Origin of the sequence: Streptomyces sp. NPDC048473 (assembly GCF_043200155.1) — a bacterium.
Classification (GTDB): domain Bacteria; phylum Actinomycetota; class Actinomycetes; order Streptomycetales; family Streptomycetaceae; genus Streptomyces.
Window position 1 is genome coordinate 267,117 of record NZ_JBICXE010000007.1, and the last position, 14,794, is coordinate 281,910.

Here is a 14,794-nt window from a genome sequence, read left to right on the forward strand (position 1 = left end):
AGAAGATGTCCATGCTCGGCTGGCTGGATCGCTCCGGCGATCAACTCATCTTCTACATACGCGCGTTGATCTGGATCCCCAGGACCCTGCGCCGCTACCTCAAAGAAGTGCAGCGCCTCCTCGCCGAAGTCGCGTTCGGCAGCGGCGGCCTCGGTGTCATCGGCGGAACCATCGGCGTGATGATCGCGATGACGCTTTTCACGGGGACGGTCGTCGGCCTCCAGGGGTACGCGGCCCTCAACCAGATCGGCACCTCCGCCTTCACCGGCTTCATCTCCGCCTACTTCAACACCCGCGAGATCGCCCCGCTCGTCGCCGGTCTCGCCCTCTCCGCCACCGTCGGCGCCGGCTTCACCGCCCAGCTCGGCGCGATGCGGATCAATGAAGAGGTCGATGCCCTCGAAGCGATGGGCGTGCGGTCCATGCCCTACCTCGTCACCACCCGGGTCATCGCGGGAGTCGTCGCGATCATCCCGCTGTACGCGATCGGACTGCTCTCGTCGTACGTAGCGTCCCGCTATGTCACCGTCCTGTTCAACGGGCAGTCCGAGGGTACGTACGACCACTACTTCAATCTCTTCCTCTCCCCGGACGACGTACTGCTGTCGGTGCTCAAGGTGCTGATCTTCAGCGTGATGGTGATCCTCGCCCACTGCTACTACGGATTCCGGGCCGAGGGCGGGCCCGCCGGGGTCGGTATCGCCGTCGGGCGGTCGGTGCGCAACGCGATCGTGCTGATCAGCGTCACCGACTTCTTCCTCTCGCTCGCCATCTGGGGCGCCACGACGACCGTGAAGGTGGCCGGATGATGAACACGCAGACGGTGCGCCGCCGGCTCGCCGGAGTCAGCTTTCTGCTGGTGCCCGCCGTACTCGTGTGGGTGTCGGTCGCGGTGTACAACAAGGACTTCACCCACGATGCCACCGTGACCGTGCGGACCGGGACCGTCGGCAACGAGATGCACGACAACGCCGATGTGAAACTGCGCGGCGTCGTCATCGGTCAGGTCCGTAACATCGCGGCCGACGGGGACGGGGCCCGGCTCACCCTCGCCATCCAACCCGACAAACTCGACCGGATCCCGGCCGACGTCACCGCCCAGATGCTGCCCACCACCCTCTTCGGAGAACGGTTCGTGGCACTCGTACCGCCTCGGATCCCCTCCGCGCAGACGCTGAAGGCGGGGGCCGTCATCCCGCAGGACCGCTCCAGCAACGCCATCGAGCTGGAACAGGTCCTGGACAATGTCCTGCCGCTGCTCACGGCCGTACAGCCGCAGAAGCTCTCTGCCACCCTCACCGCCGTCTCCCAGGCACTCGAAGGACGCGGCGACAAGCTCGGCGAGACCCTTGTCACGCTCGACGCACACCTGAAGAAGCTCAACCCCCAACTGCCCAAGCTCAACGCCGACATCAAGGAACTCGTCAAGGTGAGCACCGTGTACGCGGATGCGGCCCCGGACGTCCTCGACGCGCTCACCGACTTCACCACCACGAGCGGCACCCTCGCCGAACAGCAGGCCGGGCTCGCCGACCTCTACGGGTCCACGACCGCCTCCGCCCAGGACATCACCACCTTCCTGCGGAAGAACAAGGACAACCTCATCCGGCTCTCCGCAACGGGCAGGCCCACGCTGGAGACCCTCGCGAAGTACTCGTCGGAATTCCCCTGCACGCTGCGCACCATCGCCGGGTTCGTCCCCGCCATGGACAAGGCGCTCGGCAAGGGCACCGACGAACCGGGACTCCACGTCACGCTCAAGACCGTGCCCTCCAAGGGGAAGTACGTGGCCGGAAGGGACACCCCGGTCTACAACGCGACCGGCGGACCGCACTGCTACTCCGTGCCCTACGTCGGCGACACGCTGCCGACCGCGGACGCCCGTACGGCGGCGGACCGGGGGACCTCGGCGGACTCCGCGCCCGGCACCCCCGAAGAAGTGCCGGCAGCGGACGCGTCCCTCGGTATGCCCAACTCCCCGCAGGAGAGCCGACTCGTCAACGAACTGGTCGCTCCCTCACTGAAAGTCCAGCCGCAGGCGCTGCCCGAGTGGAGCAGCGTGCTCATCGGTCCGGCCTTCCGCGGTGCGGAGGTGAAGCTCAAGTGAAGCGCCGCTCCCTCGCGGGACCGCTCGCGAAATCGATCGTCTTCATCCTGGTGACGACCCTGGCCACCACGGTCCTGGCCCTGTCCATCGCCAATACGGGCGTCGGCAACACCAGTACGTACAAGGCCAGGTTCACCGACGCCACCGGACTCATCGTCGGCGACAGCATCCGGATCGCCGGGGTCAAGGTCGGGCAGGTCGAGTCCATCAAGGTCGCCGACCGGCGGCTCGCCGAGGTCGGTTTCACCGTTCAGAAGGGCCGGAAGCTCCCGGCATCGGTGACCGCGTCCATCAAGTACCTCAACATGGTGGGCCAGCGGTACATCGACCTCGACCAGGGAGCAGGACCGGTCGGCGAGAACTTCACCGCGGGCTCCACCATTCCGCTCTCCCGCACCACGCCGGCGCTCGACCTCACCCAGCTCTTCAACGGCTTCCAGCCGCTCTTCGAAGGGCTCTCCCCGCCGGACATCAACCAGCTCGCCGGCTCGATCGTCCAGGTGCTCCAGGGGGAGGGCGGCACCGTCGACAGCATCCTGCAGCACGTCGGCTCGCTGACCGGCACCGTCGCCGCCAAGGACAAGGTGATCGGCGAGGTGATCAAGAACCTCAACACGGTGCTGAAGACCGTCAACGACCGCGAGGCCGGCTTCAACGACCTCGTCGTCACCCTCCAGAAGCTCGTCACCGGCTTCTCCGGCGACCGTAAACCGCTCGGACAGGCGGTCACCGCGATGGGCGCGCTGACCACCGTCACCGCGGACCTGCTCAACGACGGCCGCAAACCGCTCAAGGACGACATCAAGCAACTCGGCCGCCTCTCCGACCGGCTGGCCGACAACTCGCCGAAGATCGAGAACTTCCTGGAGAAGACCCCGGCCAAGATGGCGGCGATCAGCCGCCTCACCTCTTACGGCTCATGGCTCAACCTCTACCTCTGCGAAGCCAGGGTCAGCGGCGTGACGACCAGCGACGGCAGCACACCGCCCACCGGCATCGCGATCACCCAGCCGAGGTGCCTGTCATGAGAATCAAACCCATACGCGAACGCAACCCCGTCGCCGTCAGCATCGTCGGCCTGCTCGTCCTGACCCTCGTCGGGCTCGCCGCCTACCGTGCCGACTCGCTGCCCTTCATCGGCGGCGGTACCACCTACAGCGCCGACTTCACCGAATCCGCCGGGCTCGCCGATGGCGACGAGGTACGGATCGCCGGAGTGAAGGTCGGTCAGGTCACCGGGGTCTCCCTCGACGGCGCCAAGGTGAAGGTCACATTCCGGGTCAAGGACGCCTGGATCGGCAACTCCAGCACCGTCGGCATCGCCATCAAGACACTCCTCGGCGAGAAGTACCTCGCCGTCGACCCGCTGGGCAACGCCCCGCAGGACCCGCACGAACGCATCACGGCGAGCCGCACCACATCCCCCTACGACGTCACCCAGGCGTTCAACGGCCTCGGCGAGACCATCGGGGAGATCGACACCGCACAGCTCGCCAAGAGCTTCGAGACGATCTCCGCCACGTTCAAGGACTCCCCGCCGGACGTGAAGAGCGCCGCCAACGGGCTCTCCGCACTCTCCAGGACCGTCTCCGAGCGCGACGCGCAGCTCGCCACCCTCCTCAAGGGCAGCAAGCAGCTCACCAAGACCCTCGCCAACAAGAAGAGCAGCTTCGAAACCCTGCTGGAGGACGGCAATCTGCTTCTCGGCGAGATCCAGGCGCGCCGCGACTCGATCCATCTGCTGCTGACCGGCACCCGCGATCTGGGCACCCAGCTCACCGGACTCGTCGCCGACAACAACAAGCAGCTGAAGCCGACCCTCCAGGCGCTCGGCCGGGTCACCGCGGTTCTGCAGAAGAACCGCAAGAGCCTCGACAAGGTGCTCTCGCTCGCCGGGTCGTACAACCGGCTCGTCGGCAACACCCTCGGCAACGGCCGCTGGTTCGACAACTACGTCTGCGGCGTCGTACCGAAGAACTACCTGCCCGCCGACACACCGCCGGCGACCGGATGTATGCCTCCCAAGCAGGAAGGCGGCAGCTGACGTGAGACTCACGCGCATCGTCGGCATCGGCGCCGGACTCGCCGTCGTGGCCGTCGCGGCCACCACCGGAGTGATGGCCATGGACGACGAGGGAACGACGACCGTCACCGCCTACTTCGACCAGGCGACCGGTGTCTACGCCGGATCGGACCTGAGGATTCTCGGGGTGAAGGTCGGCACCGTCGAATCGGTGAAACCGCGGGGCAAGGAGGTCAAGGTCGTCCTGCGGGTCGACAAGGGCATCAAGGTGCCCAAACAGGCGCACGCCGTCGTCGTCGCCCCCAGCCTCGTCGCCGACCGGTACATCCAGCTCGCCCCCGCCTACAACGGGGGAGCGGTACTTGCCGACGGAGCGGAACTGCCCGCCGCGAACAACGCGACTCCGGTGGAGGTCGACCAGCTGTACGCGTCCATCACCGAACTCTCCAGCGCGCTCGGCCCGGACGGGGCGAACGCCCAGGGCGCGTTCGCCGGACTCCTCGACACCGGGGCGAAGAACCTCAAGGGCAACGGCAAGGACATCGGGGACTCCATCGAACAGTTCGGCAAGGCGACGAAGACACTCGACAAGAGCAGCGGGGACCTCTTCGACACACTGTCCTACCTGCAGACCTTCACCACCATGCTGAAGGACAACGACGGCAATGTGCGCGCCGCCGAACAACAGCTGAACTCCGTGACCGGCTTCCTGGCGGACGACAAGAAGAACCTCGGCGCCGCACTCAAGGAGCTCGGTACCGCACTCGCCCAGGTCAAGACCTTCATCCAGGACAACCGCGGGGCACTCAAGAAGAACGTGGACGCCCTGGTGCCGATCACCCAGACCCTCGTCGACCAGCGGGCCTCGCTCGCCGAATCCCTCGACACACTGCCGCTCTCCGCAGGCAACGTTCTGGGCGCCTACGACCCGACGCACCGCACCCTCAACGGCCGCACCGACCTCAACGAGCTCAGCATGGGCGGGCCGCTCACCGAATCGACCGTGAGCCTCGACGGGCTCTCCCCGGTGGATGCTCAACGGCAGAAGGCACTGCCCTCGCTGCCACTGCCGGCGGTAGGCACGGTCTACGGCACACCGGAGGGCGCCGGGACAGCGAACAACAACAAGAAGGGGGCGAACCGATGAGCCGTTCCCTCCGCAGACCCGGGGCCCTCGCAACCACCGGCGTCGCCACCCTGATCGCGCTCGGCGTCTGCTGCGCCCTCGTCGCCACCGGATGCCAGGCCCCGCAGTTCTCCGGCATCGACCAGCTGCCGCTGCCCGGCGGTGCGGACCTCGGCGACCATCCGTACGAGATCACCGCCGACTTCGGGGACGTACTCAGCCTCGCCCCGCAGTCCTCGGTGAAGGTCAACGACGTCTCGGTCGGCCGCGTCACCAAGATCTCCCTCGCCCCGGGCACCTGGAACGCCAGGGTCACCATGCGCGTCAACGGGAAGATCAAACTGCCCGCGAACGCATACGCCCACCTGGAACAGTCCAGCCTCCTCGGCGAGAAATACGTCCAGCTCTCGCCACCCGCGACCGGGACCGCTGAGGGCAGCCTCGCCGACGGCGACAGGATCCCGCTCACCCGCACCAACCGGAACCCCGAGGTCGAAGAGGTCTTCGGCGCCCTGTCGATGCTGCTCAACGGTGGTGGCATCAACCAGCTCAAGACCATCACCACCGAACTCAACAAGGCGATGGCCGGGCAGGAGCCGCAGATCCGGTCGATGCTCAGCCGGGTCGACACCCTCGTGACCAACCTCGACGACCACAAGAAGGACATCACCGAGGCTCTCGACGGAGTCAACCGGCTCTCCACCACCCTCGCCACCCGCAAACAGGACGTGGGCAAGGTCCTCACCGGGCTCAGCCCCGGAATGAAGGTCCTGGAGAAACAACGCGGCTCGCTCCTCACCATGCTGCGCGCCCTCGACACCCTCTCCACCGTCGCCGTCGACACCATCGACAAGAGCAAGGCGGACACGATCGCCGACCTGAAGGCCATCGCCCCCACGCTCAAGGCGCTCGCCGACTCCGGCAACGACCTGCCCGACTCCCTCCAGGTGCTCCTCACCTACCCGTTCACGGACGAGGTGCTGCGCGGGGTCAAGGGCGACTACCTCAATGTGTATCTGGACATGACGGCCGTACCCGGTACGCAGATCATTCCGGCCTTCGACCCGGACGCGGTCACGGCGAACGGAACGACGGCAACCACCAAGTCGGCCGACTCGGGGCTGCCGCTTCCTCTCCCCTCGATCACGACTTCAGGGACGGCTTCGGGAACGACTCCGAGTACGCCTTCGGACAAGCCTTCGGCCTCGGAGGGGAGCAGCTGATGATCACCCTCGCCATCCGGCTGAAGAACATCTCGTTCCTGATCATCGCGGTGCTGGTGCTCGGCTATCTGGGTGTCCGGTACGCCGACCTCGGCCACTACGTCGGCATGCGGGACTACTACACCGTCAAAATCCAACTTGCCCGTACCGGTGGCCTGTTCACTCACTCGAATGTCACTTACCGGGGGGTTTCCGTGGGCCGCGTCGGACCCATCGACCTCACTGACGACGGTGTGGAGGCCGAACTGCGCATCGACAAGTCCGCACCGCCCATCCCGGATGATCTGAAGGCCGTCGTCGCCAACCTCTCGGCCGTCGGCGAGCAGTACGTCGATCTGAGGCCGACCCGCGCCGACGGGCCCTACCTGGAGAACGGCTCGGTCATCGACCAGGTCGACACCACCGTCCCGGCCCCGGTGACGAATGTCCTCACCAGCGTCAATGACCTCGCCGGGTCCGTCGATCTGGACTCCCTGCGCACCGTGGTCGACGAGTTCGGCACGGCACTCAGCGGGCGGGGCGACGACCTCCAGGTCCTCCTGGACACCGGCAGCGACTTCGTACAGGCGGCCGACGACGCGCTGCCCACCAACACCAAGCTGATGACCGACGGCGAGACCGTGCTGCGCACCCAGGCCGAACAGGGCGAAGCGCTCAAGGGCTTCGCCTCCGGCGCCGAGGAACTGGCGGCCCAGCTCAAGGGATCGGACACCGACCTGCGGAAACTGATCGCTGCCGCGCCCGATGCCACCGGGCAGATCAGCGGGCTGCTGCGCGATCTCGACCCCAGCTTCGGAATCGTCGTCGCGAACCTCCTCACCACGTCCGAGGTCGCCGTCACCAGGCAGCGCGGGATGGAGGAACTCCTTGTGAAGCTGCCCGCGGTCGCCGCCGCCGGAGCGAGCGCGGTGGACGAGGACGGTGCCCGGTTCGGTATGTCGGTCACGTTCTTCGAACCGCTGCCCTGCACCGCCGGCTACGGCGGTACGACCTATCGCAACGGCCTCGACACGACGACCGGCCCCGAGGTCAACACCGCAGCACGCTGCACCTCTTCGCCCGGCACCGGCATCAACGTAAGAGGCAGCGCGAACGCGCCGAAGGGCGGAGCCGTACCCGAACCCGCCAAGCCCGGCTCCATGCTCCTCGGGGCCGATGCGGGAGGCACACTCCCAGGAGCACTCGGGACCACGGCGGACACCGCGCCTGCCGCACACGGCATGGCCGGGCTGCTCGGACTGGGAGCCGGCGAGTGAACCCCCGTGCCAGGAGCCTCGGTGGCTGGGCGATCGTCCTTGCCGCCGTGCTGATCTGCGCCCTGGGCGGATGGTCGTACGCACAGGCGCGCGGCGACGACACCCTCTCCTTCGCCAAGGACCGTGACACGGCCCTGGCTGCGGGCAAGCACCATCTCGCCCGGCTCAACAGCCTGAACGGCAAGGACGCCACCAGCGTGGACGCGGGGCTGCAGCAGTGGCTCGATGTCTCCACCGGGCCGCTGCACGACCAGCTGAAGCGCACCCGGAGCAAGGACGCGAGCGACCTGAAGAAGAACGGCAGCACGGCCCGCGGCACCGTCACCGACGCGGCGCTCACCGCGCTCGACGAACGGACCGGTACGGCCGAACTGATGGCGACCGTCGACGTCCAGGTCACACCGCGCACCGGCAGTGCGGCCACCGAACGCAAACGCTTCGAGGCCACGCTCGCCCGCACCCCGGACGGCTGGAAGGTCAAAGCACTCACCGCGATTCCGGTAGGTGCCGCATGAGGCATAGGGGAGGAAGGCGATGGTGAGCACCGACGAGACGACCGAACCGGCGGTCGAGGAGCCGGAGAGCCGGGAGAGCGCGGGGGACGGGACCGGCGGGACAGGGGAGTCCCGGCCCGCCCGCCGGCAGTCCGTCGCGGCTGTGCTGCTGGTCCTCGCCCTGGTCGCGGCGGGCGCCGGACTCTTCGTACGGGCCCAGCAGTTGAGGGACACCCCGGCCACCGACAACCTCGCGCTGACCGACACCGAGGCCACCACCCGGGTCGCGGGCGATGTCAGCAGCGCACTCGGCAAGGTCTTCTCGTACGGCCCGCAGGACACCGCCGGCACCAAGGAGTCGGCGAAGCAGCTCCTCGGAGGGAAGGCGCTGCAGCAGTATGCGGCGCTGTTCGGCCAGGTCGAGAAGCAGTCCAGGGACCAGAAACTGACGCTCACCACGCATGTCGTACGCGCCGGGGTGACCCGGCTCTCCGGCACCGGTGCCCATCTGCTCGTCTTCCTCGACCAGGTCTACGAGCGCCAGGGCAAGGATCCGACCACGGCGGCTGCCCAGCTGTCCGTCACCGCCGAACTGCGCAACGGACACTGGCAGATCGTCGACATCGCCTCCAGATAGCCGCAACCACAACCGCAGCCACAGGTACATCCACCGCTCAGCTCAGCCGGCAGGGGAGAGACAGCAATGGCACGGGTACGGACGACGAGGAACCCGCTGGTGGTGGCGGCGATCGTGCTGACGGTCGCGGCGGCCGGCGGCGCTTCCTGGGGCGGCTGGTCCTGGTACGGGGCCGCGCACGACGACTCGGCAGCCTATGCGCAGACGCGCGACGACGCGTTGGCCGCCGGCGAGCAGGCTGTGCAGAACATGAACACCCTCGACCACCAGAAGCTGGACCAGGGACTGGACAGCTGGGAGGAGTCCACCACCGGCGATCTGCACAAGCAACTCGTCGACGGGCGGAGCGGGTTCGAGAAGCAGATCCAGGAGGCGAAGACCGTGAGCACCGCCAAGGTGCTTTCCGGTGCGGTCACCGAACTCGACGACCGGACCGGCAAGGCATCGGTGATGGTGGCGTTGCGGATCACCGTGACGGCACCGAAAGGCAAGCCCGCGGTGAAGGAGAGCCGGATGCTCGGGCAGCTCACCCGCACGTCCGAGGGGTGGAAGCTCAGCGCCCTCGGCCAGGCACCGGTCGGCAACACGGCCGGCTGACGTCCCCGGCTCCATCCGAAGCATCCGATCACCGAGAGGACCCCGGACATGTCGACGACCCGTCATCTGGTCAACCGCCGACGCAGGTTGGCGACCGTGGCCGCCGCTGAGCACTCGACCGCACCGCCGCGCAAGAACGTCCGGCGCGGAGAGGAAGAGCAGGAGGCCGTAGACACACCGGACCTCAAGGAGTCGTCCGATTCCCACGACTCCGATTCCCAGAAGGCGGAGAAGGCGGAGAAGGCGGAGAAGGCGGAGAAGGCGGAGGGGACGGAGGGGACGAAAGCACAGGAGGGGCGGGATGAACAGCCGCGCAGGCGACTGCCCCGACTCCGGATCCGGCTCCCCGCCGTGCTCTGCGCACTCACTGTCCTCCTCGGCGCCTTCGCAGCCTGGTCGTTCACCGCGGCCGACGGACTGCGCGATGACGCGAGCCGGCAGAACACCGCCCTCACCGACATCAGCCGGACCAGCGAGGTGAAGGGCCAGATCTCCGAGGCGGTCGGTGCGGTCTTCTCGTACAACTACGCCGCCACCGCCAAGTCCGATCAGGCGGCGAGAACCTACCTGGTCGGCAAGGCCGTTCAGCAGCACAAGGACATGCTCGCCCAGGTACGGGCCCAGGGGCAGAAGCAGAAGCTCGTGCTGACCACGACCGTCACGGACAGCGGCGTGGAACTCCTCGACGGCGACCGGGCCCGGCTGCTGATCTTCGCCGACCAGAGCAACACCCGTACCGGCAAGTCGGACGAGACGACCTACGCGGCGGCCATGTTCGCCGTGGACGCTGTTCGCCGCGGCGGCACCTGGCGGATCTCCGCCATCGATACGTTCACCCAGTGACCCGGGGGAGAGGGGAGCACGCATGAGGTTCAACGGCACCATGCGTCGCGGAATCGGCGGCACGGCAGCCGCGGTCGCCGCGATGGCCGCGCTCACCGCGTCCCAGGCACCGGGACTCGTCCGCCATGAACAGACCGCGAAGGAGCGCCAGGAGGCCGACGAGGTCACGTGGTCGCACGTGCCCAATGACGACTCCTACCACACCGAACTGCCGCCGCTGCAGTCGCCGAAGCCGCCGAAGGCCGGTGTGAAGCAGAGCCCGGCGCTCGCCCGGTCCTGGGCCGAGGCGGGCATCCCGGCCACGGTCCTCGCCGCCTACCGCAAGGCGGAGAGCGCGCTCGGCCGCACCGACCCCGGATGCCGTCTGCCGTGGCAGTTACTCGCGGCGATCGGCAAGGTCGAGTCCGGGCAGGCGGGCGGGGGACGGGTCGACGCCCACGGAACGACACTCAGTCCGATCCTGGGGCCGGTGCTCAACGGTGCGGGCTTCGCCAACATCCCGGACACCGACAACGGCGCGTACGACGGTGACAGGACGTACGACCGGGCGGTCGGCCCGATGCAGTTCATCCCCTCCACCTGGGCCCACTGGGGCAAGGACGGAAACGGCGACGGCCGCCGCGATCCTAGCAATGTCTACGACGCCGCCCTGGCCGCCGGGTACTACCTCTGTGCCGGACCGCGCAATCTGTCGGTGAAGGCCGATCTGGACCGGGCGATCCTCAGCTACAACCACTCGGACACCTATCTGCGTACCGTGCTGTCCTGGCTGGAGTTCTACCGCAAGGGCATCCATCCGGTGGCCGACGGGAAGGGCCCCGTACCGAAGAGCCCCGGCGCGGGCGGGCCGAACGAGCCGACGCACCCGGTCGGCGGTCCCGGCGCCCCGGGCGGCGGCATCATCGTGGGCCCGCAGCCCGGCGGTTCGCCCGGCCCCTCGTCATCGGCGTCCCCGAAGCCCTCCGACTCGCCGACCGGTTCACCGGACCCGAGCGGCTCCCCGGACCCCACCGATCCGGGCGGCTCCCCCGATCCGACCGACAGCGGACCGGCCTCCCCGGACCCCGGTACGAGCCCCGACCCCAGCACCTCGGAACCCGACCCGGGCACGGACCCCGGCTGCCCGACGGACTCCACATCCCCCGATCCGACCGACTCGGCCGGAGCCACGGAATCCCCGTCACCCGACCCGGGGACGAGCGAGGACCCGTGCGCCACGCCGTCGGGCTCAGCGTCCGCCGGCTGACAGCACCTCGGCCAGGTCGTACCGCACCACCTCTTCCAGCTGCGCGTACGTGCAGCTGTCCGGGGTGCGGTCCGGCCGCCACCGGCGGAACTGGCCGGTGTGCCGGAAACGGTCGCCCTCCATGTGGTCGTACGCCACCTCGCAGACCCGCTCCGGGCGCAGCGCCACCCACGACTGGTCCTTCTTCCCGGACCAGCGGCTCGGCGCCCCGGGCAGCCGGGCGGTCTCATGCGCGGTGGCATCGGCCCAGGCCGCCCACGGGTGGCCGGCGAAGTCGATCCGCAGCGGCTCCAGCTCCGCGACCAGCTCCTCGCGCCGCTTCATCGAGAAGGCCGCGCAGACTCCGACGTGCTGCAGGACGCCCTCGGAGTCGTACAGACCGAGCAGCAACGAGCCGACGACCGGGCCGCTCTTGTGGAAGCGGTACCCCGCCACCACACAGTCGGCGGTCCGCTCGTGCTTGATCTTGTACATCACCCGGGTGTCGGGGCGGTACGGCAGATCGAGCGGTTTGGCGACCACACCGTCGAGCCCCGCGCCCTCGTACCGTTCGAACCATTCCTGGGCGACTGCCGGGTCCGTGGTCGCCGGTGCGAGGTGGACCGGGGCCGATGCACCGGACAGGGCCGCCTCCAGTACGGCGCGCCGGTCGGACTGCCTGGTGGAGAGCAGCGAATCGTCGCCCACCGCCAGGATGTCGAAGGCGACCAGACTGGCCGGGGTCTGCTCGGCGAGCAGCCGCACCCGGGAATCGGCGGGGTGGATACGCTCGCTGAGACGGTCGAAGTCCAGCCGGCCGTCGTACGCGATCACGATCTCGCCGTCGATCACACAGCGCGGCGGCAGATTGTCCCGGACGGCGGTGACCAGCTCGGGGAAGTAGCGGGTGAGCGGCTTTCCGGTGCGGCTGCCGATCACCACCTCGTCGCCGTCGCGGTGCACGATCGCGCGGAAGCCGTCCCACTTGGCCTCGTACTGCATGCCGGGCGGGATCTTCGAGACGGACTTGGCGAGCATCGGCTTCACAGGAGGCATCACCGGCAGATCCATGACCCCGATTCTTGCCCATGTGTGGACATACGTCTCTCAATATGCGGCATATGCGAGCCCGGCCTACCGTGACCGTCATGGGTGCAGCGGGAAAAGCGGTGGAGCTGGAAGCCGGCGGACGAGCCGTACGGCTGTCCAGTCCGGACAAGGTCTACTTCCCGGAGAAGGGCTACACGAAAAGGGACGTGGCCGAGTACTTCCTGGCCGTGGGCCCCGGCATCACGCGCGCCCTGTGCAACCGGCCGACCACTCTCCAGCGCTTCGTGGACGGTGTCGAAGGCGAGTTCTTCTACCAGAAGCGGGCACCGAAGAACCTCCCCGACTGGATCCCCACCGCCCGGATCGCGTTCCCCAGCGGCCGCCCCGCCGACGAGATCTGCCCCACCGAAATCGCCGCCGTCATCTGGGCGGCCAACCTCGGCACGCTCACCTTCCACCCCTGGCCGGTCCGCGGCACCGATACCGACCATCCGGACGAGCTGCGCATCGACCTCGACCCACAGCCCGGAACGGACTACGCCGACGCGGTGAGGGCCGCCCATGAGCTGCGGTCCGTACTCGACGACCACGCTCTGCACGGCTGGCCCAAGACCTCCGGCGGCCGGGGCATCCATGTCTTCGTCCCCATCGAGCCGTTGTGGACCTTCACCGAGGTCCGGCGCGCCGCCATCGCCGCCGGGCGCGAACTGGAACGCCGGATGCCGGACCGGGTGACCACCGCCTGGTGGAAGGAGGAGCGCGGCGAGCGGATCTTCGTCGACTTCAATCAGACCGCCCGTGACCGCACGATCGCCTCCGCCTACTCCGTACGCCCCTTTCCGTACGCCCCGGTCTCCGCCCCGTTGCGCTGGGCGGAGATCGACGACGCCGAACCGGGCGACTTCGACATCAGGACCATGCCGAAGCGCTACGCGGAGGTGGGCGACGTGCACGCGGACATGGACGAGCATGCCTTCCGGCTCGACGGGCTGCTGGAGCTGGCGGACCGGGACGAGCGGGAGCGCGGGCTCGGCGACATGCCGTACCCGCCGGAGTACCCGAAGATGCCCGGCGAACCCAAACGCGTGCAGCCGAGCCGCGCCCGGCACGACGAGGACGGGGACGTATGAGCGCACCCGATCTGGAGCCCGTCACCCCGCGCGGGGAACATGCCAGGCCCCCGGCCCGCGGTGACCGATGGGCGGCGTTCAAGGCGTCCCCGTATCTGCCCGCCGTCGTGCTTCTGTTCATCATCGCGGCCGCGGCCGGTCTCTTCGCGGGCTCCTACACGTACGCGATGGCCAACCCGACCCCGCGCAACATCCCGGCCGCCGTGGTCGGCGAGCTCGACACCCCGCGCGACAAGGTCTTCCTCGGCCGGCTGGAGGGTGCGCTCGACACCTCGCTGGTGCTGCACGAGTACGCCACCGGAGCCGAAGCCCGCATCGCGCTGGAGGAGCAGAAGGTCTTCGCCGTCCTGCGGTCCGAGAACGGCGGGGTCGGCCTGGACGTCGCGAGCGCGTCCGGAGCCTCGGTCGCCCAGTTGCTCGCCGAGTCCACGCTGAAGGTGGGGGAAGCGGCCCAAGTGCCGGTGAAGGTCACGGACGTGAAGCCCCTGCAGCGGGGCGACCCGCGCGGCCTCGCTCTCTTCTACATCTCGCTCGCCGCGGTGATCGTCGGGTTCGTCGGCGCGATCCAGCTGAGTGTGCACGCCAAGGCGCTGGAGCCCCTGGAGCGGGTCGGGTTCACCGTCGCCTACGCCCTGCTCGGCGGGTTCTCCATCGCCGCCGTGGTGGACTGGCTGCTCGGCTCAGTCGACCTGCCTTTCGTCCAGTCGTGGTTGATCCTCGCCTTCACCATGTTCACCACGGGCATGGTCTTCACCATGTTCAACGCCCTGATCGGGCGCTGGGCGATGATCCCCACCTGGGGACTGATGGTGATGCTCGGAAACCCGTCCTCCGGTGGTGCGGTGTCCTGGCCGCTGCTGCCGTCGGTGCTCGGCTTCATCGGCCGCTGGCTCCCCCCGGGCGCCTCGGTCAACGCCCAGCACGCCGCCGTCTACTACCAGGGGCACCAGCGCGTCTTCCCGTACCTGGTCCTCGCCGGCTGGGCGCTGGTCTCCTGCACGGTGTTCTGGGTATGGCGCCACCGGCATCCGGGAGGCCGTGACCACATGCCTCAGCATGCGGTCACGGCCACGTGATACCGGC

The 14,794-nt window shown here is 68.5% G+C and carries 15 protein-coding genes; 14 read left to right on the forward strand and 1 reads right to left on the reverse strand.

What is annotated here, in order from left to right; translation table 11 throughout:
• Positions 1–5 precede the first annotated feature (5 nt).
• The 12 genes from ACGFU7_RS15585 (at position 6) to ACGFU7_RS15640 (ending at position 11,552) form a co-directional block, all read left to right on the forward strand.
• Positions 6–809 carry an MlaE family ABC transporter permease gene (locus ACGFU7_RS15585; protein WP_393696007.1) on the forward strand — a complete coding sequence of 268 codons (804 nt, stop codon included), beginning with the start codon at positions 6–8 and terminating at the stop codon, positions 807–809.
• Complete coding sequence (locus ACGFU7_RS15590) at positions 806–2,107, forward strand: MCE family protein (protein WP_393696009.1); 1,302 nt, start codon at positions 806–808, stop codon at positions 2,105–2,107. The genes ACGFU7_RS15585 and ACGFU7_RS15590 overlap by 4 nt, the downstream gene beginning before the upstream one ends.
• Positions 2,104–3,135, forward strand: coding sequence for an MCE family protein (locus ACGFU7_RS15595; protein ID WP_393696011.1), 1,032 nt, complete (start codon positions 2,104–2,106; stop codon positions 3,133–3,135). The genes ACGFU7_RS15590 and ACGFU7_RS15595 overlap by 4 nt, the downstream gene beginning before the upstream one ends.
• Complete coding sequence (locus ACGFU7_RS15600) at positions 3,132–4,151, forward strand: MCE family protein (protein WP_393696013.1); 1,020 nt, start codon at positions 3,132–3,134, stop codon at positions 4,149–4,151. Before ACGFU7_RS15595 ends, ACGFU7_RS15600 begins: the two co-directional genes overlap by 4 nt.
• 1 nt (position 4,152) lies before the next feature.
• Positions 4,153–5,277 (forward strand): MCE family protein, encoded by a 1,125-nt coding sequence (locus tag ACGFU7_RS15605; protein WP_393696015.1) that lies wholly within the window; start codon positions 4,153–4,155, stop codon positions 5,275–5,277.
• Positions 5,274–6,479, forward strand: a complete 1,206-nt coding sequence (locus ACGFU7_RS15610; RefSeq protein ID WP_393696017.1) for an MCE family protein — start codon at positions 5,274–5,276, stop codon at positions 6,477–6,479. The genes ACGFU7_RS15605 and ACGFU7_RS15610 overlap by 4 nt, the downstream gene beginning before the upstream one ends.
• Positions 6,479–7,735: an MCE family protein gene (locus ACGFU7_RS15615; RefSeq protein WP_393696019.1), complete on the forward strand. Its 1,257-nt coding sequence runs from the start codon at positions 6,479–6,481 to the stop codon at positions 7,733–7,735. The genes ACGFU7_RS15610 and ACGFU7_RS15615 overlap by 1 nt, the downstream gene beginning before the upstream one ends.
• Complete coding sequence (locus tag ACGFU7_RS15620) at positions 7,732–8,250, forward strand: hypothetical protein (protein ID WP_393696021.1); 519 nt, start codon at positions 7,732–7,734, stop codon at positions 8,248–8,250. Before ACGFU7_RS15615 ends, ACGFU7_RS15620 begins: the two co-directional genes overlap by 4 nt.
• 19 nt (positions 8,251–8,269) lie before the next feature.
• Entirely contained in the window at positions 8,270–8,866 is a 597-nt protein-coding gene (locus ACGFU7_RS15625) for a hypothetical protein (protein ID WP_393696023.1), read from the forward strand.
• A 66-nt stretch (positions 8,867–8,932) separates the two neighbouring features.
• Positions 8,933–9,463 (forward strand): hypothetical protein, encoded by a 531-nt coding sequence (locus ACGFU7_RS15630; protein WP_393696025.1) that lies wholly within the window; start codon positions 8,933–8,935, stop codon positions 9,461–9,463.
• A gap of 48 nt (positions 9,464–9,511) precedes the next feature.
• On the forward strand, positions 9,512–10,306 hold the full coding sequence (locus ACGFU7_RS15635) for a hypothetical protein (RefSeq protein WP_393696027.1): 795 nt from the start codon (positions 9,512–9,514) through the stop codon (positions 10,304–10,306).
• A gap of 22 nt (positions 10,307–10,328) precedes the next feature.
• Entirely contained in the window at positions 10,329–11,552 is a 1,224-nt protein-coding gene (locus tag ACGFU7_RS15640) for a lytic murein transglycosylase (RefSeq protein ID WP_393696028.1), read from the forward strand.
• On the opposite strand, the gene ACGFU7_RS15645 is transcribed toward ACGFU7_RS15640, so the two are convergent.
• Positions 11,535–12,602, reverse strand: a complete 1,068-nt coding sequence (locus ACGFU7_RS15645) for an ATP-dependent DNA ligase (protein ID WP_393696030.1) — start codon at positions 12,600–12,602, stop codon at positions 11,535–11,537. The genes ACGFU7_RS15640 and ACGFU7_RS15645 overlap by 18 nt on opposite strands.
• Positions 12,603–12,700: 98 nt before the next feature.
• On the opposite strand from ACGFU7_RS15645, the gene ligD reads away from it, so the two are divergent.
• Positions 12,701–13,711: a non-homologous end-joining DNA ligase gene (ligD, locus tag ACGFU7_RS15650; RefSeq protein WP_393696174.1), complete on the forward strand. Its 1,011-nt coding sequence runs from the start codon at positions 12,701–12,703 to the stop codon at positions 13,709–13,711.
• Positions 13,708–14,787 (forward strand): ABC transporter permease, encoded by a 1,080-nt coding sequence (locus ACGFU7_RS15655; protein WP_393696032.1) that lies wholly within the window; start codon positions 13,708–13,710, stop codon positions 14,785–14,787. The genes ligD and ACGFU7_RS15655 overlap by 4 nt, the downstream gene beginning before the upstream one ends.
• Positions 14,788–14,794 lie beyond the last annotated feature (7 nt).